This window comes from Variovorax sp. EL159 (assembly GCF_900100965.1).
In the GTDB taxonomy this organism is placed as follows: Bacteria; Pseudomonadota; Gammaproteobacteria; order Burkholderiales; family Burkholderiaceae_C; genus Variovorax.
This window is the reverse complement of record NZ_FMUJ01000006.1, coordinates 229783-247862: the sequence shown is the minus strand read 5'-3', so window position 1 is coordinate 247862 and position 18080 is coordinate 229783. Positions and strand designations below refer to the sequence as shown.

The 18080-nt window shown below is 68.4% G+C and carries 19 protein-coding genes; 2 read left to right on the top strand and 17 right to left on the bottom strand.

The features are described from left to right. Window positions 1-107: 107 nt before the first annotated feature. The 16 genes from BLQ28_RS25125 to BLQ28_RS25050 all read right to left on the bottom strand — a co-directional run bounded on the left by BLQ28_RS25125 (window position 108) and on the right by BLQ28_RS25050 (window position 15668). Window positions 108-557 (bottom strand): hypothetical protein, encoded by a 450-nt coding sequence (locus tag BLQ28_RS25125; protein ID WP_093245961.1) that lies wholly within the window; start codon window positions 555-557, stop codon window positions 108-110. 110 nt (window positions 558-667) lie between these two features. Continuing rightward, a complete protein-coding gene (locus BLQ28_RS25120; protein WP_093245960.1) occupies window positions 668-1228 on the bottom strand; it encodes a methyltransferase family protein in 561 nt (186 codons plus the stop codon). A 29-nt stretch (window positions 1229-1257) separates the two neighbouring features. Next, entirely contained in the window at window positions 1258-2016 is a 759-nt protein-coding gene (locus BLQ28_RS25115; RefSeq protein ID WP_093245958.1) for an SDR family NAD(P)-dependent oxidoreductase, read from the bottom strand. Next, window positions 2016-4067, bottom strand: coding sequence for a phenylacetic acid degradation bifunctional protein PaaZ (gene paaZ / locus BLQ28_RS25110; protein WP_093245957.1), 2052 nt, complete (start codon window positions 4065-4067; stop codon window positions 2016-2018). The genes BLQ28_RS25115 and paaZ overlap by 1 nt, the downstream gene beginning before the upstream one ends. A gap of 180 nt (window positions 4068-4247) precedes the next feature. Then, complete coding sequence (locus BLQ28_RS25105) at window positions 4248-4979, bottom strand: ABC transporter ATP-binding protein (protein ID WP_093245956.1); 732 nt, start codon at window positions 4977-4979, stop codon at window positions 4248-4250. Beyond that, entirely contained in the window at window positions 4976-6892 is a 1917-nt protein-coding gene (locus BLQ28_RS25100; protein WP_093245955.1) for a branched-chain amino acid ABC transporter ATP-binding protein/permease, read from the bottom strand. Before BLQ28_RS25100 ends, BLQ28_RS25105 begins: the two co-directional genes overlap by 4 nt. Next, window positions 6889-7917, bottom strand: coding sequence for a branched-chain amino acid ABC transporter permease (locus BLQ28_RS25095; RefSeq protein ID WP_093245953.1), 1029 nt, complete (start codon window positions 7915-7917; stop codon window positions 6889-6891). Before BLQ28_RS25095 ends, BLQ28_RS25100 begins: the two co-directional genes overlap by 4 nt. Before the next feature lie 200 nt (window positions 7918-8117). Beyond that, window positions 8118-9263 (bottom strand): ABC transporter substrate-binding protein, encoded by a 1146-nt coding sequence (locus BLQ28_RS25090; protein ID WP_093245952.1) that lies wholly within the window; start codon window positions 9261-9263, stop codon window positions 8118-8120. A 50-nt stretch (window positions 9264-9313) separates the two neighbouring features. Continuing rightward, window positions 9314-10408: a 1,2-phenylacetyl-CoA epoxidase subunit PaaE gene (paaE, locus tag BLQ28_RS25085; RefSeq protein ID WP_093245950.1), complete on the bottom strand. Its 1095-nt coding sequence runs from the start codon at window positions 10406-10408 to the stop codon at window positions 9314-9316. A 13-nt stretch (window positions 10409-10421) separates the two neighbouring features. Beyond that, on the bottom strand, window positions 10422-10940 hold the full coding sequence (gene paaD, locus BLQ28_RS25080) for a 1,2-phenylacetyl-CoA epoxidase subunit PaaD (protein ID WP_093246172.1): 519 nt from the start codon (window positions 10938-10940) through the stop codon (window positions 10422-10424). Window positions 10941-10945: 5 nt separating this feature from the next. Beyond that, complete coding sequence (paaC, locus tag BLQ28_RS25075; protein ID WP_093245948.1) at window positions 10946-11725, bottom strand: 1,2-phenylacetyl-CoA epoxidase subunit PaaC; 780 nt, start codon at window positions 11723-11725, stop codon at window positions 10946-10948. A gap of 14 nt (window positions 11726-11739) precedes the next feature. Next, window positions 11740-12039, bottom strand: coding sequence for a 1,2-phenylacetyl-CoA epoxidase subunit PaaB (gene paaB, locus BLQ28_RS25070; protein WP_093245947.1), 300 nt, complete (start codon window positions 12037-12039; stop codon window positions 11740-11742). Further along, complete coding sequence (gene paaA, locus BLQ28_RS25065; RefSeq protein WP_093245945.1) at window positions 12036-13046, bottom strand: 1,2-phenylacetyl-CoA epoxidase subunit PaaA; 1011 nt, start codon at window positions 13044-13046, stop codon at window positions 12036-12038. The genes paaB and paaA overlap by 4 nt, the downstream gene beginning before the upstream one ends. Before the next feature lie 40 nt (window positions 13047-13086). Beyond that, window positions 13087-14397, bottom strand: coding sequence for a phenylacetate--CoA ligase PaaK (paaK, locus tag BLQ28_RS25060; RefSeq protein ID WP_093245944.1), 1311 nt, complete (start codon window positions 14395-14397; stop codon window positions 13087-13089). A 17-nt stretch (window positions 14398-14414) separates the two neighbouring features. Next, complete coding sequence (gene paaI, locus BLQ28_RS25055; protein WP_093245942.1) at window positions 14415-14858, bottom strand: hydroxyphenylacetyl-CoA thioesterase PaaI; 444 nt, start codon at window positions 14856-14858, stop codon at window positions 14415-14417. A 6-nt stretch (window positions 14859-14864) separates the two neighbouring features. After that, window positions 14865-15668, bottom strand: coding sequence for an enoyl-CoA hydratase-related protein (locus tag BLQ28_RS25050; protein ID WP_093245941.1), 804 nt, complete (start codon window positions 15666-15668; stop codon window positions 14865-14867). 152 nt (window positions 15669-15820) lie between these two features. On the opposite strand from BLQ28_RS25050, the gene BLQ28_RS25045 reads away from it, so the two are divergent. Together BLQ28_RS25045 and BLQ28_RS25040 are read left to right on the top strand one after the other, a co-directional pair. Further along, the gene (locus BLQ28_RS25045; RefSeq protein ID WP_093245939.1) at window positions 15821-16423 is read left to right on the top strand and encodes a phenylacetic acid degradation protein PaaY; all 603 of its coding nucleotides are present in this window, start codon (window positions 15821-15823) and stop codon (window positions 16421-16423) included. A gap of 78 nt (window positions 16424-16501) precedes the next feature. After that, window positions 16502-17161 carry a TetR/AcrR family transcriptional regulator gene (locus BLQ28_RS25040; RefSeq protein ID WP_093245938.1) on the top strand — a complete coding sequence of 220 codons (660 nt, stop codon included), beginning with the start codon at window positions 16502-16504 and terminating at the stop codon, window positions 17159-17161. Here the strand turns inward: BLQ28_RS25040 and BLQ28_RS25035 are convergent. Next, window positions 17134-17946, bottom strand: a complete 813-nt coding sequence (locus BLQ28_RS25035) for an SDR family NAD(P)-dependent oxidoreductase (RefSeq protein ID WP_093246171.1) — start codon at window positions 17944-17946, stop codon at window positions 17134-17136. The genes BLQ28_RS25040 and BLQ28_RS25035 overlap by 28 nt on opposite strands. Window positions 17947-18080 lie beyond the last annotated feature (134 nt).

The window sequence follows — 18080 nt, the reverse complement described above, 5'->3', positions numbered from 1 at the left end:
TGCGCACGCACCAGAAAAAAAGGGTCATGGGTCACGACCTTTCGGCGAGGAAGAGAGCCCGCACGCCACAGCGCAGCGGGAACATGCGGCGCGCGCGGCGTCGCTTCTCAGGTCCCGGAAGGCGGAGCAGCAGTGGGCGGCAGTCGCCGCCAGGGCCGTGGAAGAGGCGGCGCGCCACCATGCGGCGGCACGTGTTCCGGTGCTTCGCGTTCGACCGGCGTGACCAGCCGGGTCATCACCAGCGCCAGCGGCAGCATGGCCAGGACCATCGCCATGAAGCCGGCCAGCGCCGAGGCCAGCGCGTCGGGGTGGTCGATGCTCGCCGGCGTCTGGGCGAACACCGTGGTTTCGTGATCGCGCGGGTGGTCGGCGCGGTCGTCGGCCTCGAACTGCGTGGTGTCGCCGAGGCTGCGCACCCGCAGCATCGGTTCGTCTTCGAGCCCGTCGCAGCGGAAATGGACCGCGATGAAGGGCTGCAGAAGGATCAGGAAGACGCCCGCGACGCACCACATCCTGTGGTGCGCTTGCGCAAAATTGCGGACGCGTGCGAGCAACATGCGCGGATGCTAGACCGCTCTCGTGAATGGAACCTGATCGTCAGCGTCAGCTTCCCGCAAGGTAATGTCACGGGGTGCGTGTATAAGGCCCGCGCCCGCGCCGGGGCGTACTAAAGCACGAACGGAATGAAGCGCCGCGTGCCCCGCATGTACGCGCGGTAGGCATCGCCGAAATGCGCGATGCACTCCTTCTCGTCGCGCAGCGCCGTCAGCACCAGCAGCAGCGTGGCCGCGAGCACCAGCGCCAGCGTGAGCCAGGTGAACTGCTTGAGGAAGGCGCCCCATGCCAGCAGCATGAGCGCCGTGTACATCGGATGGCGGATGTAGCGGAAGGCGCCGCTGGTCACCAGCGACGAGGTTTTTTCGAAACCATAGAGGGCCGGGTCGTCATTGCGCGCATCGCTCGGCTTGCCCTGCGCCTTGAGCAGCCGCACCGCATGGATCGGCAGCCAGATCGACAGCGCCAGGAACACGCACGACAGCAACTGCGTCGCCGAGAGTGGGTCGACATGCCACACCGGCAGGTTCACGAGGATCAGCACCAGCATGCATTCCCACGCGAAGAAACGGTAGAAGCCGTGCGAGCCGGGCTGCCGCAGCGGCCCGCGCGAGACATACAGCAGCGCGGCCGTGCCGGCGATGAAAACGAGGATCTGGAACCAGAGGAGCATGGCGGCCGAATCTACACGCGCCGCGCGCCTCAGCCGGAGATCGAAAACCCGCCGTCGACCGGAATGGCGGTGCCCGTCACGTAGTCCGACGCGGGGCTCGCCAGAAACACGGCCGTGCCCGCGATGTCGGCCGGCTGGCCCCAGCGGCCGGCGGCGGCGCGTGCCACCACGCGGTCGTACAGGCCCGGGATCTGGCTGCGCGCGCCGTCGGTGAGTTCGGTCTCGAACCAGCCCGGCAGGATCGCGTTGACCTGGATGTTGTCTGCGGCCCACGACAGCGCCGTCGACTTGGTGAGCTGCACGATGCCCGCCTTGCTCGCGGCATAGGCCGGGGCGTAGGGCGCGCCGAAGATCGACATCATCGAGCCGATGTTGATGATCTTGCCGCCGCCCGCCGCCTTCAGGTGCGGATGCGCGGCGCGGCTGCACAAAAAGGCGCTGGTGAGGTTGGTGCCCAGCACCTTGTTCCACTCGTCCAGCGAGAGCTGGTCGGCCGGCTTGCGCACTGTGGTGCCCGCGTTGTTGATGAGGATGTCGAGCCGCCCGCAGCGCGCGGCGGCGTCGTCGAACAGCTTCTGCACCGAGGCCTCGTCGCTCACGTCGGCTTCGAGCGCGAAGCTGTCGCTGCCCAGCGCCTTCAGCGCCTCGACCGCGGCGGCCGACTTCTGCGCGTTGCGCGCGGCGACGATGACGCGGGCGCCGCCCCTGGCCAGCCCCTGCGCCATGCCCAGGCCGATGCCGCCATTGCCGCCGGTGACGAGCGCTGTTTTGCCGGTGAGATCGAACATCAGGAGGCCTCGGGCTTCTTGGAAACGAGGGTCAGGATGTCGTAGCTGGCGACCAGCTCGCCATCCTGGTTCGTCACTTCCACGTCCCATGCCACGACGCCCTGGCCCTGGCCGCTCGCGTCCTTCTTGTTGCGGTCGATCTTGCGCTTGCAGGTCAGGCGCGCGCGGATGGTGTCGCCGATGCCCACCGGCTTGACGAAGCGCAGCGTGTCCAGCCCGTAGTTGGCCAGCACCGGGCCGGGCGCGGGCGACACGAACAGCCCCGCCGCCGCCGACAGCACGAAGTAGCCGTGCGCGATGCGCTTGCCGAAGGGCGATTCCTTGGCCGCCACGTCGTCGAAGTGCATGTAGAAATAGTCGCCCGAGATGCCGCCGAAGGCCACGATGTCGGCTTCGCCGACGGTGCGGCGGTGCGTGAGCAGCGAGTCACCGATCTGCAGGTCTTCGAAGTAGCGGCGGAACGGATGGATGTCGCTCTCGCGCACGGCCGCGCCGCGCACATGCTCGCGCGTGATCGCGGCCAGCATGGTGGGCGAGCCCTGCACCGCGGCGCGTTGCAGGTAGTGCTTCACGGCGCGCAGGCCGCCAAGTTCTTCGCCGCCACCCGCGCGGCCGGGGCCGCCGTGCTTGAGCTGCGGCAGCGGCGAGCCGTGGCCGGTCGATTCGGCGGCGGCTTCGCGGTCGAGCACCAGCAGGCGGCCGTGCCATGCGGCGGCCACCGGAATCGCCTTGGCCGCGATGGCCGGGTCGCGCGTGACCAGCGTGCCGACCAGGCTGCCCCGGCCGCGCGCGGCCAGTGCCAGCGCTTCGTCGATGCCGTCGTAGGGCATGAGCGTGCTGACGGGGCCGAAGGCCTCGACGTCGTGCGCCGCATCGTGTTCGAGCGGCTTGCGGCTCAGCAGCAGCGTGGGCGCGAAGAAGGCGCCTTCGTTCACGCCGTCGCCCACGGGCGAGAAGCCGTCGCGCTCGCCGTACACCAGCTCGGCGCCCTGCAGCAGCGTGGCGACGCGCTCGGCCACGTCGGCCTGCTGCGCATGCGAGGCGAGGGCGCCCATGCGCACTTCTTCGCGCGACGGGTCACCGATGACGGTCTTGGCGAGCCGCGCGCGCAGGCGCTCGGCCACGGCATCGAGGTGCTGGCGCGGCACGATGGCGCGGCGGATCGCCGTGCACTTCTGGCCGGCCTTGATGGTCATCTCGCGCGCCACCTCTTTCACGAAGAGATCGAACTCCTCGTCGTCGGGCGTCACGTCGGGCGCGAGGATCGCGCAGTTCAGCGAATCGGCCTCGGCATTGAACGGGATCGACTGGCGCACCAGGTTCGCGTTCACGCGCAGCCGGGCTGCCGTGTCGGCCGAGCCGGTGAAGGTGACCACGTCGGCGCCTTCGAGCCGGTCGAGCAGGTCGCCCGTGCCGCCGATCACCAGTTGCAGGCTGCCTTCGGGCAGGATGCCCGACTGCACGATGAGCCGCACCAGCGCTTCGGTGAGGTAGCTGGTGGCCGTGGCCGGCTTTCCGATGCACGGCATGCCCGCCAGGAAGCTGGGCGCGAACTTCTCGAGCAGGCCCCACACCGGAAAGTTGAAGGCGTTGATGTGCACCGCCACGCCGCCGCGCGGCACCAGGATGTGCGTGCCCGCGAAGCCGCCCTTCTTGCCGAGCGGGAAGGCCGGGCCTTCGTGCACGAGGTTGCCCGAAGGCAGCTCGTTGGTGCCGATGCCGGCGTAGGCGCTGAGCGTGCCGGCGCCGCCTTCGATGTCGATCCAGCTGTCGGCGCGCGTGGCACCGGTGTGGGCCGAGATCGCGTAGAGCGTTTCCTTGTTCGCGGCCAGGAACTTGGCCAGCGCCTTCAGCCGCTCGGAGCGCTGCTGGAAGTCGAGCGCCATCAGCGTGGGCAGGCCGACGCGGCGCGCGTGGTTCAGCGCTTCGGCGAAGTCGATGGCTTCGGCGTGCGTGCTGGCCACGGCGGTGCCGTTGATGGCGCTGCGCAGTTGCTGCGAGGCTTCCTTGCCGATCCAGCGGCCGGCGATGTAGCTTTGGAGGGTGGTCATGAGGGTGTCCTTTCGTCAGTGACGGATGAGACCGTCCGGGTCTTGCTCCTTCCCCCCTCTGGGGGAAGGCTGGGGTGGGGGCATGGCTCGTTCGGCGCAGTGCTTCATCAAGTGCCGCCTGCCCCCACCCCGACCCTCCCCCGAAAGGGGAGGGAGAAAGACCGGGGGCGAGGCAGCGGGTCAGTGCTTGTTGCCGATGCCCAGGTACGTGTCGATGATTCTTTGGTCATGCAGCAGGTCGCGTGCGTTGCCTTCGAGCGCCACGTCGCCCATCTCCAACACATAGGCGCGGTCGGCCACCTGCAGCGCGGCGCGCGCGTTCTGTTCCACCAGCAGCACCGAGACGCCATGGCTGCGCAGTTGCGCGACCACGCGCAGCACTTCGCGCACCACCAGCGGCGCGAGGCCCAGCGAGGGTTCATCGAGCATCAGCAGCCGGGGCCGTGCCATCAGCGCACGGCCGATGGCCAGCATCTGGCGTTCGCCGCCCGACAGCGTCGAGGCCATCTGCGGCCGGCGTTCGCGCAGGCGCGGAAAGATCTCGAAGACTTCTTCCATGCGCGCGCGCTGGTCGCGCTTGCCCTTGCGCCACTGGTAGAAGCCGCCGAGCAGCAGGTTGTCTTCGACCGACATCTCGCCGAACAGCTCGCGCCGCTCGGGCACCAGGGCCACGCCGCGCGCCACCATGGTCTCGACGCCGGGGCGGGCGATGCGCTCGCCGTTCAGCAACAGGCTGCCGGTGGAGGGCAGCAGGCCCATCGCCGCGCACAGCAGCGTGGTCTTGCCGGCGCCGTTGGGGCCGATCACGGTGACGATCTCGCCTTCGTTCACATGCAGGTGCACGCTGTGCACCGCCTCGACGGTGCGGTAGGCGACGCAGAAGCCGTCGAGTTGAAGCAGGGGGTGGCTCATCGTGCGTCTTCCAGCAGTTCGTCGTCGGCGCCGCCCAGATAGGCTTCGAGCACGCGCGGGTTGGCCTGCACTTCGGCGGGCGTGCCGGTGGCAATGACGGTGCCGAACTCCAGCACCGTGATGCGGTCGGCGAGGTTCATCACGAACTCCATGTCGTGTTCCACCACGAGGATGCCCAGGCCCTCGGCGCGCAGCTGGCTCAGCAGCTCCGAGAGGGCGCGCTTTTCCAGGTGGCGCAGGCCGGCGGCGGGTTCGTCGAGCAGCAGCACCGACGGCTGGCCGGCCAGTGCGCGCGCGATTTCAACCACGCGTTGCTGGCCGAGCGAGAGCGACGCGGCCGGCGTGTCGGCATGCGCGCCGAGGCCGCAGCGTTCGATCTGGCGGCGCGCTTCGGCCATCAACGCGGCTTCTTCCGCGCGGTCGAGCCGCAGCATCGCCGAGAGCCAGCCGCGCCTGGCGCGCAGGTGGGCACCGAGCGCGACGTTCTCGACCACGCTGCGCTGGCCGAGCAGGCGCACGTGCTGGAAGGTGCGGCCCAGGCCGAGCGCGGCGAAGGCGCGCGACGGCTTGGTGGCCATCGACTGGCCCGCGAGCCGCACTTCGCCGGAGCTGGGGTCGTCCACGCCCGAGATCATGTTGAAGAAGGTGCTCTTGCCGGCGCCGTTCGGGCCGATCAGCGCATGGATCTCGCCGGCCTTCAGCGTCATCGAGATCTCGTTGTTGGCAACGAGGCCGCCGAAGCGCTTGCTGACGTTGTCGGCCTGCAGCAGCAGTTCGCCGCTGGCCGGCAGCGTGCGCTGCGCGAGTTGCGCGGGGACCACCTTCGATGCCGTTGCCGAAGAAGCTGCGGCGGGCTTCGCCTCGTTGCGCACCCAGCGGCTGGTGAGCCGCGACAGCGTGGGCCAGAGGCCGTCCGCGAAGCGCTGCAGCACGAACAGCATCAGCAAGCCGAACACGATCACCTCGAAGTTGCCGCTGGTGCCCAGCAGCGAGGGCAGCACGTCCTGCAGCTTTTCCTTCAGCAGCGTGATGAGCGCCGCGCCGAGCACGGCGCCCCACAGGTGGCCCGCGCCGCCGACCACCGCCATGAACAGCAGCTCGATGCCGATGTTCAGGTTGAAGGGCGTCGGGTTCACGAAGCGCTGCAGGTGTGCGTAGAGCCAGCCCGAGATCGCCGCGAGCAGCGCAGCCAGCACGAACAGCTTGATGCGGTGGCGTGCCGTGTCCACGCCCATCGACTCGGCCATCAGCCGTCCGCCCTTGAGCGCGCGGATCGCGCGGCCCTCGCGCGAGTCGAGCAGGTTGTGCAGTGCCCACAGCGCGAGCAGCAGCACGGCCCAGATCACGACGCCCAGCGCGCGCGGCGTGGCCAGCGAGACACCCGCGACCACCAGCGGCGGAACGCCCGTGATGCCGGTCTGCCCGCCCAGGAACTCCATGTTGCCGAACAGGTAGTACAGGCTCAGGCCCCAGGCGATGGTGCACAGCGGCAGGTAGTGGCCCTGCAGCTTGAGCGTGACCGCGCCCAGCGCCCATGCGAGCGCGAAGGTGAAGACCAGGCCCAGCAGCAGGCCGGCCCACGGCAGCAACGCGGGGCTGACCGCGCCGCCCATCCACGCGGCGGCGGTGGGCGAGGTGCAGATCCACGCGGTGGCATAGGCGCCCATGCCGACGAACGCGGCCTGGCCGAAGGAGGTCATGCCGCCCACGCCGGTCAGCATGACCAGCCCGGCCGCGACCAATGCATAGAGGCCGATGTTGCTGAGCACCGAGACGGTGAACTCGGGCAGGAAGCCCCAGGCCAGCGCCAGCAGGACCACGAGGACCAGCGTGAGCTGGCGCGGCGTGACCAGCGGCTTGCCCATGGGGCGCGCGTTGTCGACGGCAGCGATGTTGTTCGAAGACGGGTTCATTCCTCGTCCTCCACGTGATGGCTGCGCAGCGAACGCCACCACAGCACCGGAATGATCAAGGTGAAGACCAGCACTTCCTTGAAGGGGCTGGCCCAGAAAGAGGCGAAGGCTTCGAGCTGGCCGACCAGCAGCGCGCCGGCCAGCGCGAGCGGATAGCTGGCGAGCCCGCCGACGATGGCGGCCACGAAGCCCTTCAGGCCGATGAGGAAGCCGGTGTCGTAGTACACGGTGGTCAGCGGCGCGATCAGCAGGCCCGACACCGCGCCGATGAGCGCCGCGAGCGCGAAGCTCAGGTCACCCGACAGCTCGGTCGGAATGCCCGACAGCCGTGCGCCGACGCGGTTGATGGCGGTGGCGCGCAAGGCCTTGCCGACCATCGAGCGGCCGAAGAACAGGAACATGGCGATCACCAGCAGCAGCGTGACGCCGACCACCACCAGCGACTGCCCGCTGACCGGAATGCCGCCGATGTCGAAGCGCGCCTCGGAAAAAGCGGTGGTGCGCGAGCCTTCGGCACCGAAGAACAACAGGCCCAGCCCGACCAGCACGCCGTGCAGCGCGACCGAGACGATCAGCAGCATCAGCACGTTGGCATCCGCCAGCGGCCGGTAGGCCAGGCGATAGAGCAGCGGCCCAAGCGGCGTGATGAGAACCAGCGTGGTGAGCGTCTGCCCCGCCATCGAGGTGGGCTTGAGCAGCAGCACCAGTGCTGCGGCGGCCAGCGGCAGCACCACGCACCACACGAGCGCCGAGGCCCAGTCGACCACCGCGCCGCGCTTCCAGCGCCAGGCCTCGACCACCAGCACCATCACCGCCAGCGCCAGCAGCAGCCACAGCGTGGCAGGCACGCGGCCGGCCTGCAGCATCGCCATCGAGAGCGCCCCGAAGGCGACGAACTCGCCCTGGGGAATGAAGATGACGCGCGTGACTGAAAACACCAGCACCAGCGCGAGCGCCATCAAGCCGTAGACGGCACCGTTGACGATGCCGTCCTGCCCCAGGAGCAGGGCAATCTGCGAATCCATAAAAAAACCTTTGGGCTCGGCCCGTGTGTCGAATCAGTGTCTGCGGCAGCGCCTTCAGCCGCACTGCTCTGTGTTGCTCCTTCCCCCTCTGTGGGAAGGTTGGGATGGGGGCGTGGCGCGTTCGGCGCAGTGCTTCATCACGTGCCGCCTGCCCCCACCCCGGCCCTCCCCCAGTGGGGGAGGGAGCAAGGCAGACGCGATCAGGGCTGGTATTTCCAGGCGCCGTTTTCGATCTTCACCATCACGCGTGCGCGCTGGTCGAGGCCCAGGTGGTCTTTTTCGGTCATGTTGAACACGCCGTGCGCACCCGACACTTCCTTGGTCTGCTCCAGCGCATCGCGCAGCGCGGCGCGGAACTCCGGCGTGCCCGGCTGTGCCTTCTTCAGCGCGACCGGCACGGCCGAGCTCATCAGCAGGCCGGCGTCCCAGGCGTGCGCGCCGAAGGTCGACACCGAGCCCTTGCCGTAGGCCGCTTCATAGGCCGCGACGTAAGCCAGCGCGGACTTCTTCACGGGGTTGCTGGCCGGCAGCTGTTCGGCCACGAGCACCGGGCCCGCGGGCAGGAAGGTGCCTTCGACGTCCTTGCCGCCCACGCGCAGGAAGTCGGCATTGGCCACGCCGTGCGTCTGGTACATCTTGCCGGTGTAGCCGCGCTCCTTGAGCGTCTTCTGCGGCAGCGCGGCCGGGGTGCCCGAGCCCGCCACCAGCACGGCGTCGGCCTTGCTGGCCATGATCTTCAGCGCCTGGCCCGTCACCGAGGTGTCGGTGCGCGAGTAGCGCTCGTTGGCGACCACGGTGATCTTCTTCAGCGCGGCGGCTTTCGCGAATTCTTCCGACCAGCCTTCGCCGTACGCGTCCGAGAAGCCGATGAAGGCCACCGTCTTCACACCGTTGGCGGCCATGTGCTCGGCGATGGCGAGCGACATCATGATGTCGTTCTGCGGCGTCTTGAACACCCACTTCTTCTTGGCGTCCATCGGCTCGATGATGCGGGCCGAGGCGGCCACCGAGATCATCGGCGTCTTGGCTTCGCTGGCCACGTCGATCATGGCGAGCGAGTTGGGCGTGGTGGTCGAGCCCAGGATGATGTCGACCTTGTTCTCGGCGATGAGCTTGCGCGTGTTGGCCACGGCGGCCGTGGTGTCCGAGGCGTCGTCCAGCACGATGTAGTTGATCTTCTGGCCCGCGATGGTCTTGGGCATCAGCGAGATGGTGTTCTTCTCGGGAATGCCGAGCGAGGCGGCCGGGCCGGTGGCCGAGACCGTCACGCCGACATTGACGTCGGCCCAGGCCGCGGCGGCGGTGGCGCACAGCGCGGCGATCAGCAAGGGCTTGAAGAATTTCATTTGGACTTGTCTCCGGGTTGAAAAATGGTTGAGGCCTGAAGTATCTTCGATCACCGCTCGTCGAAAGAGAGCGTGACGCGTTCGGTGAGGGGGTGAGCCTGGCAGGTCAATATGAAACCCGCGGCGACCTCATTCTTGTCGAGCGCGAAGTTCCGTTCCATTCGGACTTCCCCGTCCACGCACTTGGCACGGCAGGTGCCGCACACGCCGGAAGTGCAGGAGAACGGCACTTCGAGGCCGGCCGCCGACGCCGCATCGAGAATGCTCGGCTGGCCTTCGGTGTAGGTGATCTCGCGCTGCAGGCCGTCGCGCACGATGGTGATGCGCGCCTGCTTGGCATCGCCCGGCAGCGCCTCGTGCACCACCGCGCCGACCTGGTTGGCCGAGGTGGCCGAGGGCAGCGCGACGCCGAAGCGCTCGATGTGGATGCGCTCTTCGGGCACGCCGGCCGCCAGCAGCGCGGCCTCGGCCTCGTCGTTCATCTGGAACGGGCCGCAGACGTACACGTGGTCGATGTTCTTCGCCGGCACCACCGACGCCAGGAACTCGCCGATCTTCTCGCGGTTCATCACGCCGAAGCCCAGTGGCGAATCGGTGTGCTCGTCGGAGAACACGTGCTGCAGAACCAGCCGCGTCATGTAGCGGTTCTTCAGGTCCTCGATCTCTTCCTTGAACATCGTGGACTGCAGCTGCCGGTTGCCGTAGATCAGCGTGAAGCGGCTGTGCGGCTCGCGCGCCAGCACGGTCTTCATGATCGACAGGATCGGCGTGATGCCGCTGCCACCCGCAATGCCCACGTGGTGCCGCGCCGAGGCCGGCTCGATCGGCACGAAGAAGCGGCCCTGCGGCGCCATCACCTGCAGGGTGTCGCCGGGCTGCAGGCTGGCGTTGATCCAGTTGGAGAACACGCCGCCGCGCACCTTGCGCACGCCGACGCGCAGCTCGCCGTCGTCCAGGCCGGCGCAGATCGAGTACGAGCGGCGCAGGTCCTGGCCGTCGACGGCGTGGCGCAGGGTGAGGTACTGGCCCTGCGTGAAGCCGAAGACTTCGCGCAGGTCGCCCGGCACTTCGAACGAGACGATGACGGCCTCGGCCGTGTCGGGCTCGATGGCCTTCACGCGCAAGGGATGGAAAAGGGTGCTCATCGTGGGGACCGTCTCAGATTGGCTTGAAGTGTTCGAAAGGCTCGCGGCAGGCCATGCAGCGGTACAGGGCCTTGCAGGCGGTGGAGCCGAAGGCCGACAGGCGCTCGGTGCGCTCGCTCGCGCAGCGCGGGCAGGCGATGCGTTCGCCGGCGATGCGGCCGAAGAGCTTGATCGGCATGGCGGTGTTGGCCGCGGCTTCGGGCGTGAGGTGGGCCGGCGGCGCGATGCCGTAGGCCTTGAGCTTGGCGCGGCCCTCGTCGCTGATCCAGTCACTGCTCCATGCGGGCGCGCGGCGCAGCGTGGCGCGGGCATGGCCCAGGCCGGCTTGTTCGATGGCGGCCAGCACGTCGTGCTCGATGGCTTCGGTCGCGGGGCAGCCGGAGTAGGTCGGCGTGAGCACGATCTCCAGCCCGTCGTCGTGTTCGATCACCTCGCGCACGATGCCCAGGTCGCAGACCGACACGGCCGGCACCTCGGGATCGAGCACGGTGTGCAGCACGGCCCACGCCGCATCGACGCGCGACGCAACCATGCTCGTCACCACACGCCTCCGGGAAAGCTGCGTTGCAGGTGCTGCATCTCGGTGAGGATGTAGCCCATGTGCTCGCTGTGCACGCCGTGCTTGCCGGTGCTGCGGAACGCGGCTTCGGCAGGCATCGCGAGGCCGGCCGCGTCGAGCACCTGCTGCATCTCGGCGAGCCAGGGTTCGCGCAGTTCGCTCCATGCGGGGCCGAGGCCGCTGGCGCTGGCTGCTTCGTCCACCGCGTCGCTCTCGAACAGCTCGGGCACGTAAAGCCAGAGCTGCTTCAGCGCTTTCTCGGTGCGGCGGCGCGATTCGTCGGTGCCGTCGCCCAGGCGCACGACCCAGTCGCCCGAGTGCTGCTGGTGGTAGCGCGCTTCCTTCACGGCCTTGCCGGCGATGGCGGCCACTTCGGCATCGCTCGATGCGGCCAGGCGTTGCCACAGCAGCTTGAGCAGCGTGGCGACCATGGTGTTGCGCAGCACGGCAAAGGCGAAGTCGCCGCGCGGCAGCTCGACCAGCGTGAGGTTGAAGTAGTCGCGCTCCTCGCGCAGGTAGGCGAGCTGGTCTTCGTCGTGCTCGCGGCCTTCGCCTTCGAGCTTGCCGGCATGCGTGAGCAGCCCGCGTGCCTGGCCGACGAGGTCGAGCGCGATGTTGGCCATCGCGATGTCTTCTTCGAGCACGGGCGCGTGGCCGCACCACTCGCCCAGGCGCTGCGCGAGCACGAGGCAGGTGTCGCCGATGCGCAGCAGGTATTGCACGGCCGGCGTGCGGTTCAGTTCGATCGATGCTTGCATGGCGTGCCGCTCGCTCACATGTGGTCCACGGACTTGGGCAGCGCGTAGAAGGTCGGGTGGCGATACACCTTGTCTTCCGCCGGATCGAAGTACATGTCCTTCTCGCCCGGGTCGCTCGCCACGATCTGCTCGGAGCGCACCACCCAGATGCTGCTGCCTTCCTGGCGGCGCGTGTACACGTCGCGCGCCATCTGGATCGCCATCTTCGAATCGGCCGCGTGCAGGCTGCCGCAGTGCTTGTGGTCCAGGCCCGCCTTGCTGCGCACGAACACTTCCCACAGGGGCCACTCTTGTTTGCTGGTATCGGCGCTCATGCGGCCTCCTTCATCGGTTGTTTGTTGGCGTGGGCCATCGCGGCTTCGCGCACCCATGCGCCGTCTTCCCAGGCGTCGACGCGGGCCTGCAGGCGCTCGCGGTTGCAGGGGCCGTCGCCGCCCACCACGCGCCAGAACTCGCTCCAGTCGATGGCGCCGAAGTCGTGTGCCTGGCGCTCTTCGTTCCACTTCAGGTCGGGGTCGGGCAGCGTCACGCCGAGGATGTGGGCCTGCTCGACGGCGGCGTCGATGAACTTCTGGCGCAGCTCGTCGTTGCTGAAGCGCTTGATGCCCCAGCGCATCGATTGCGCACTGTTGGGCGACTGGTCGTCGGGCGGGCCGAACATCATGATCGAGGGCCACCACCAGCGGTTGACCGCGTCCTGCACCATGGCCTTCTGCGCGTCGGTCCCGTGGGTCATCATCGTCAGCAGGGCCTCGTAGCCCTGGCGCTGGTGAAAGCTTTCCTCGCGGCAGATGCGGATCATGGCGCGCGCATACGGTGCGTACGAGCAGCGGCAGATCGGCACCTGGTTCATGATGGCCGCGCCATCGACCAGCCAGCCGATGGTGCCCATGTCGGCCCAGGTGAGCGTGGGGTAGTTGAAGATCGAGCTGTACTTGGCCTTGCCGCTGTGCAGCGCGTCGAACATCTGGTCGCGCGAGGTGCCCAGCGTTTCGGCGGCGGCGTACAGGTAAAGGCCGTGGCCGCCTTCGTCCTGCACCTTGGCCAGCAGGATGGCCTTGCGCTTGAGCGTGGGGGCGCGGCTGATCCAGTTGCCTTCGGGCAGCATGCCGACGATTTCGGAATGCGCGTGCTGACTGATCTGCCGCACCAGCGTCTTGCGGTAGTGCTCGGGCATCCAGTCCTTCGCCTCGATGAAGTCGCCGGCGTCGATGTGCGCGTCGAAGCGCTCCTCGAGCCGCATCTCCTCGGCGGAGCGAACGGCCTTCTGCTTGCCGTCGCCTGCGTCCTTGCCCATGGTGTCCATGGCCTGGGTGTACATGTGCGTGTCCTTTCGGTGGGGTGATGCGCGCGCTGTGCGTTCAGCGCGGGCGGGTGTCGATCACGCGGCGGGCCTTGCCGGTCTGGGTGCGTTCCATCTCGTTGGGCGAGTGGACGACCACGCGCGTGGAGATGCCGATGAGCGTCTTCACGCGGTGCTGCACCCATTCGCCGATGGCGGTGCGGTCCGCCGAGGCGGCCTCGGCGGGGTTGAGCTCGCAGTGCACCTCGACCTGGTCGAGCTTGTCGGCGCGGCTCACGTGCACCTGGTAGAGGCCCGAGAGCGACTTGTGCGCGAGCACGATCTCCTCGACCTGCGTGGGGAAGACATTGACGCCGCGGATGATCATCATGTCGTCGCTGCGCCCGACGATCTTGCCCATGCGGCGGAACGAACGCGAGGTGGGCGGCAGCAGGCGCGTGAGGTCGCGCGTGCGGTAGCGAACGATCGGCATGGCCTCTTTGCTGAGCGAGGTGAAGACCAGTTCGCCTTCTTCGCCGTCGGCCTTCAGCTCGCCGGTCTCGGGGTCGATGATCTCGGGATAGAAGTGGTCTTCCCAGATCACGGGGCCGTCCTTGCTTTCGACGCATTCGCTCGCGACGCCGGGGCCCATCACTTCGGAGAGGCCGTAGATGTCGACCGCATCGATGCCGGCCTTGGCCTCGATGTCGCGGCGCATCGCCTCGGTCCAGGGCTCGGCGCCGAAGATGCCGATCTTGAGCGAGCTGTCTTTCGCATCGAGGCCCTGGCGCTCGAACTGCTCGATGATCACCTGCATGTAGCTGGGCGTGACCATGATGATGTCGGGCTTGAAGTCCTGGATGATCTGCACCTGCTTCTCGGTCTGGCCGCCCGACATCGGGATGACGGTGCAGCCCGCGCGCTCGGCGCCGTAGTGCGCACCGAGGCCGCCGGTGAAGAGGCCGTAGCCGTACGACACGTGCACCATGTCGCCGGGCCGTCCGCCCGCCGCGCGGATGGAGCGGGCGACGAGGCTGGCCCAGGTGTCGATGTCCTTCAGCGTGTAGCCGACCACCGTCGGCTTGCCGGTGGTGCCCGACGACGCATGGATGCGCGCGACCTGTTCGCGCGGCACCGCGAACATGCCGAAGGGGTAGTTGTCGCGCAGGTCGCTCTTCACCGTGAACGGAAACTTCGACAGGTCGGCGAGCGACTTCAGGTCGTTCGGATGCACGCCCTTGGCATCGAAGGCCTTTCGGTAGTGCGGCACGTTGTCATACGCGCGCTGCAGCGTGGCGCGCAGGCGGGTGAGCTGCAGCGCGGCGATCTCGTCGCGGCTCGCGGTTTCGATGGGGTCGAGTTCGCCGGGGGCGGGGTGTCGGGCGGTCATGGTGGCTTGTCTCTTCTTCAGGCGGGGACGGCGGGGCGGCCTTTGGCGGTGTACGAGCGGCCGCGGAACATCGCGATGCGCTCGCCGCGCTGGTTGGTGATTTCGGTGTCGTACACGCCGGTGCGGCCGGCCTTCGACACTTCGTGGCAGCGCGCGGTGAGCAGGTCGCCTTCGCGCGCCGGTGCAATGAAGTCGATCGAGAAGCCCGAGGCCACGGTCAGCTCGTTGTACGAGTTGCAGGCGAAGGCGAAGGTGGAGTCGGCCAGCGTGGCCATGAAGCCGCCATGGCAGGTGGCGTGGCCGTTGAGCATGTCGGGGCGCACCCGCATTTCGAGGGTGGCCTGGCCGGGGCCGACCTCGACGATGCGCATGCCGAGGCCCTTGGTGGCGTTGTCGTTCGCGAACATGCCGTCGCGGACGTACTCGGCCGTTTGCTGGGGCGTGCGGTTGGTTTCGGTCATGGCTTGTCAGCGGTCCTTGAATTGCGGCGCGCGCTTGGCGCGGAAGGCTTCGACGCCTTCGCGGTAGTCGTTGGCATTGCCCATCTCGCGCTGGATGCGGGCTTCTTCGGCGAGTGCCGTGTCCAGGTCGGTGTTCTGCGCGGCGGCCATGGCGTGGCGGGTGGCGACGAGCGCGCGGGTCGGCATGGCGGCCAACCTCGAGGCGAGCGAGGCGACGGTGTCGGCCAGTGCCGCGTCGTCCACGCACTGCCAGATCAGGCCGATGCGCGCGGCTTCTTCGGCGGGCAGCTTGTCGCCGAGCATCGCGATGCCGAGCGCGCGCGCCGGGCCCACGAGGCGCGGCAGCAGCCAGGTGCCGCCGGTGTCGGGCACGAGGCCGATCTTGGTGAAGGCCTGGATGAAGCTGGCCGAGCGCCCCGCGACCACGAGGTCGCAGCACAGCGCGAGGTTGGCACCCGCTCCGGCCGCAACGCCGTTGACGGCGGCGATCACCGGCACCGGCATCGAGCGGAGCATGTCGACCAGCGGGGCGTAGTAGGTGGAGATGACGTGGCCCAGGTCCTTGGGGGCCGCGCCGGGCGTGGGGTCGGGCGCGACCGACGGATCGGCCAGGTCCTGCCCGGCGCAGAAGGCGCGCCCGGCGCCGGTGAGCACCACGCAGCGCACGGTGTCGTCCGTGGCGGCTTGCGACAACGCCGCCAGCAGCTCGGCGTGCAGTTCCGTCGTGAAGCTGTTCAGCGCCGCGGGGCGATTCAGGCTCAGCGTGCGCACCGCGCCGGCGTTGCTGGTGAGTACCAAAGATTCACTCATGGCTTGTGTCTCTCATCCTGTGTGGGGGACGTATCGGCGTGCAAACACTATTGACCGACCGTTCGGTTGATTTTAGGATCGACCATGATTCCAGCACAAGCGGGTTGATTTCAGGGCAAACCCTGAGCCCCGCAAAAAAGGAGACGGACCCAATGCCCAGCTATTCCATCGACGGCGTGATCCCGGTCGTCGACCCGAGCGCGTATGTGCACCCCACGGCCGTGCTGATCGGCGACGTGATCGTCGGCCCCCGTTGCTATGTGGGCCCCTGTGCCAGCCTGCGCGGCGACTTCGGCCGCATCGTGCTGCAGGAGGGCTCGAACGTGCAGGACCACTGCTGCGTGCACGGCTTTCCCGACAACGACACGGTGATCGAGGTCAACGGCCACATCGGGCACGGCGCCATCCTGCACAGCTGCATCGTGCGGCGCGATGCGCTGGTCGGCATGAACGCGGTGGTGATGGACGAGGCCGAGATCGGCGAGCAGGCCATCGTTGCGGCCTGTGCCTTCGTACCGGCCGGCATGAAGGTGCCGGCGCGCTCGCTGGTGGCCGGCATCCCGGCCAAGGTACGGCGCGAGCTGAGCGCGGAAGAAATCGCCTGGAAGCTCGAAGGCACGCACACCTACCAGGCGCTCACGGTGCGCAGCCTGGCCAGCCTGCGCGAGGTGGCGCCGCTCGCCGAGGTGGAACAGGACCGGCCGCGCCTGCCGGCCACCGACGTGCGCTCGCTCATTGCCACGAAGCGCAACTGACGGCAGCCGACGACGCCATTCGCGCTTCGTGCAAGATCGCGCGTTGCCCCCAACCGCTCACTCCAGGAACCAGACCCGATGCCGCGTGGAAGATCCGCCACCTACGACGACCAGCGTGAACTGATCCTTGCGCAGGCGGCCCAGCTGTTCGCGCGCCGGGGCTATCCCGCCACGTCCATGAACCAGGTGGCCGAGGCCTGCAATCTCTCGAAGGCCACGCTCTATCACTATTACAAGGACAAGAGCAGCCTCCTGATCAGCATCGCCGAGACGCACGTCTCGAAGCTGGCGGCGCTGGTGGCCGAGGAAGAGGCCTCGCCGCATACCGACGAGCAGCGGCTGCGCCGCTTCATCTACCGCATCGTCGAGGAATACGCCGGCGCGCAGGACGCGCACCGCGTGCTGACCGACGACGTGCGCTTTCTGGAAGAGGCCGACCGCGAGCGCGTGCTCGACAAGGAGCGCGAGGTGGTCGCGGGCTTTGCGCGCGCCGTCTCCGCGCTGCGGCCCGGCGCGCCGAGCGACGACCTGGCCAAGCCGCTGACCATGCTGCTGTTCGGCATGATCAACTGGATGTTCACCTGGATGAAGCCCGGTGGAAAACTCGACCACGCGGCGATCGCGCCGATCGTGGCCGACTTGTTCCTGGGCGGTGTCGGCGCGGTCCAGTCGCCGGACTACGCCGCGATCGCGGCCAAGATGGCCGAGGCTCAGGCGGCCGCCGCCGCCGCCAGGTAGCGCGCTGCCGGCTTGCCGGTCTGCGAGGCGGTGAACAGCCGTGCGCTTGCGTCGGTGAAGCTGGCCAGCAGCGCGGCTTCGTTCACCGAAGGCAGGGTGATCGGCTCGCCCAGGTCGAGCCCGGCCAGCGCGGCGTCCACGCAGTCTTCGGCGGCCATGAGCGTGCCCTCGGCCAGGGTCGACTTTGGCACGCCCGACAGCTCCCAGATGTCGGTGGCCGTGGCGGCGGGCAACACCAGCTGCACCTTCACGCCGGTGCCCGCGACTTCGGCCTGCAGGCCGCGCGTGAAGGCCACCACGAAGGCCTTGGTGCCGCTGTAGATGCTGCTGACCGGCAGCGTGTGGAAGCCCAGCACCGAGCCCACGTTGACCAGCGTGCCGCGGTTGCGCGCCTTGAAAGCCGGCAACACCGCATGGCTCAGGCGGGCGAGGGCGTGGATGTTCACGCCGAGCATCTGCTGCATCTGCGTGGTCGAGGTCTGCGCGACCGGTGCCAGCGTCGAGGTGCCGGCGTTGTTGACGAGCAGCGTGATGGCGGGGTCGGCGGCAACCACGGCCGCCACGCGTTCCAGGTCGTCGGCCGCGCCCAGGTCGGCCACCAGCGTCTGCACCTTCACGCCGTATGCGGCGCGCAGGGCCTGGGCCACTTCTTCGAGACGGTCGCCGCGCCGGGCCATCAGCAGCAGGTCGTGGCCGCGCCGGGCGAGGCGGTCCGCATAGATCTTGCCAAGGCCGGCCGAGGCGCCGGTGATGACGGCGGTGCCGGGGTTTGCGTGTTCGCTCATGTCGATTCCATTCAGGAAAGAGGGTGGGTCGGTTTCAAACATGATGGTCGTCATGTTTGAGGTGGCGAAGCATGATGGCTATCATGCTTAACGTCAAGCACGCGCTTGACGCAGCCCGGAACAGGAAGAGGTCG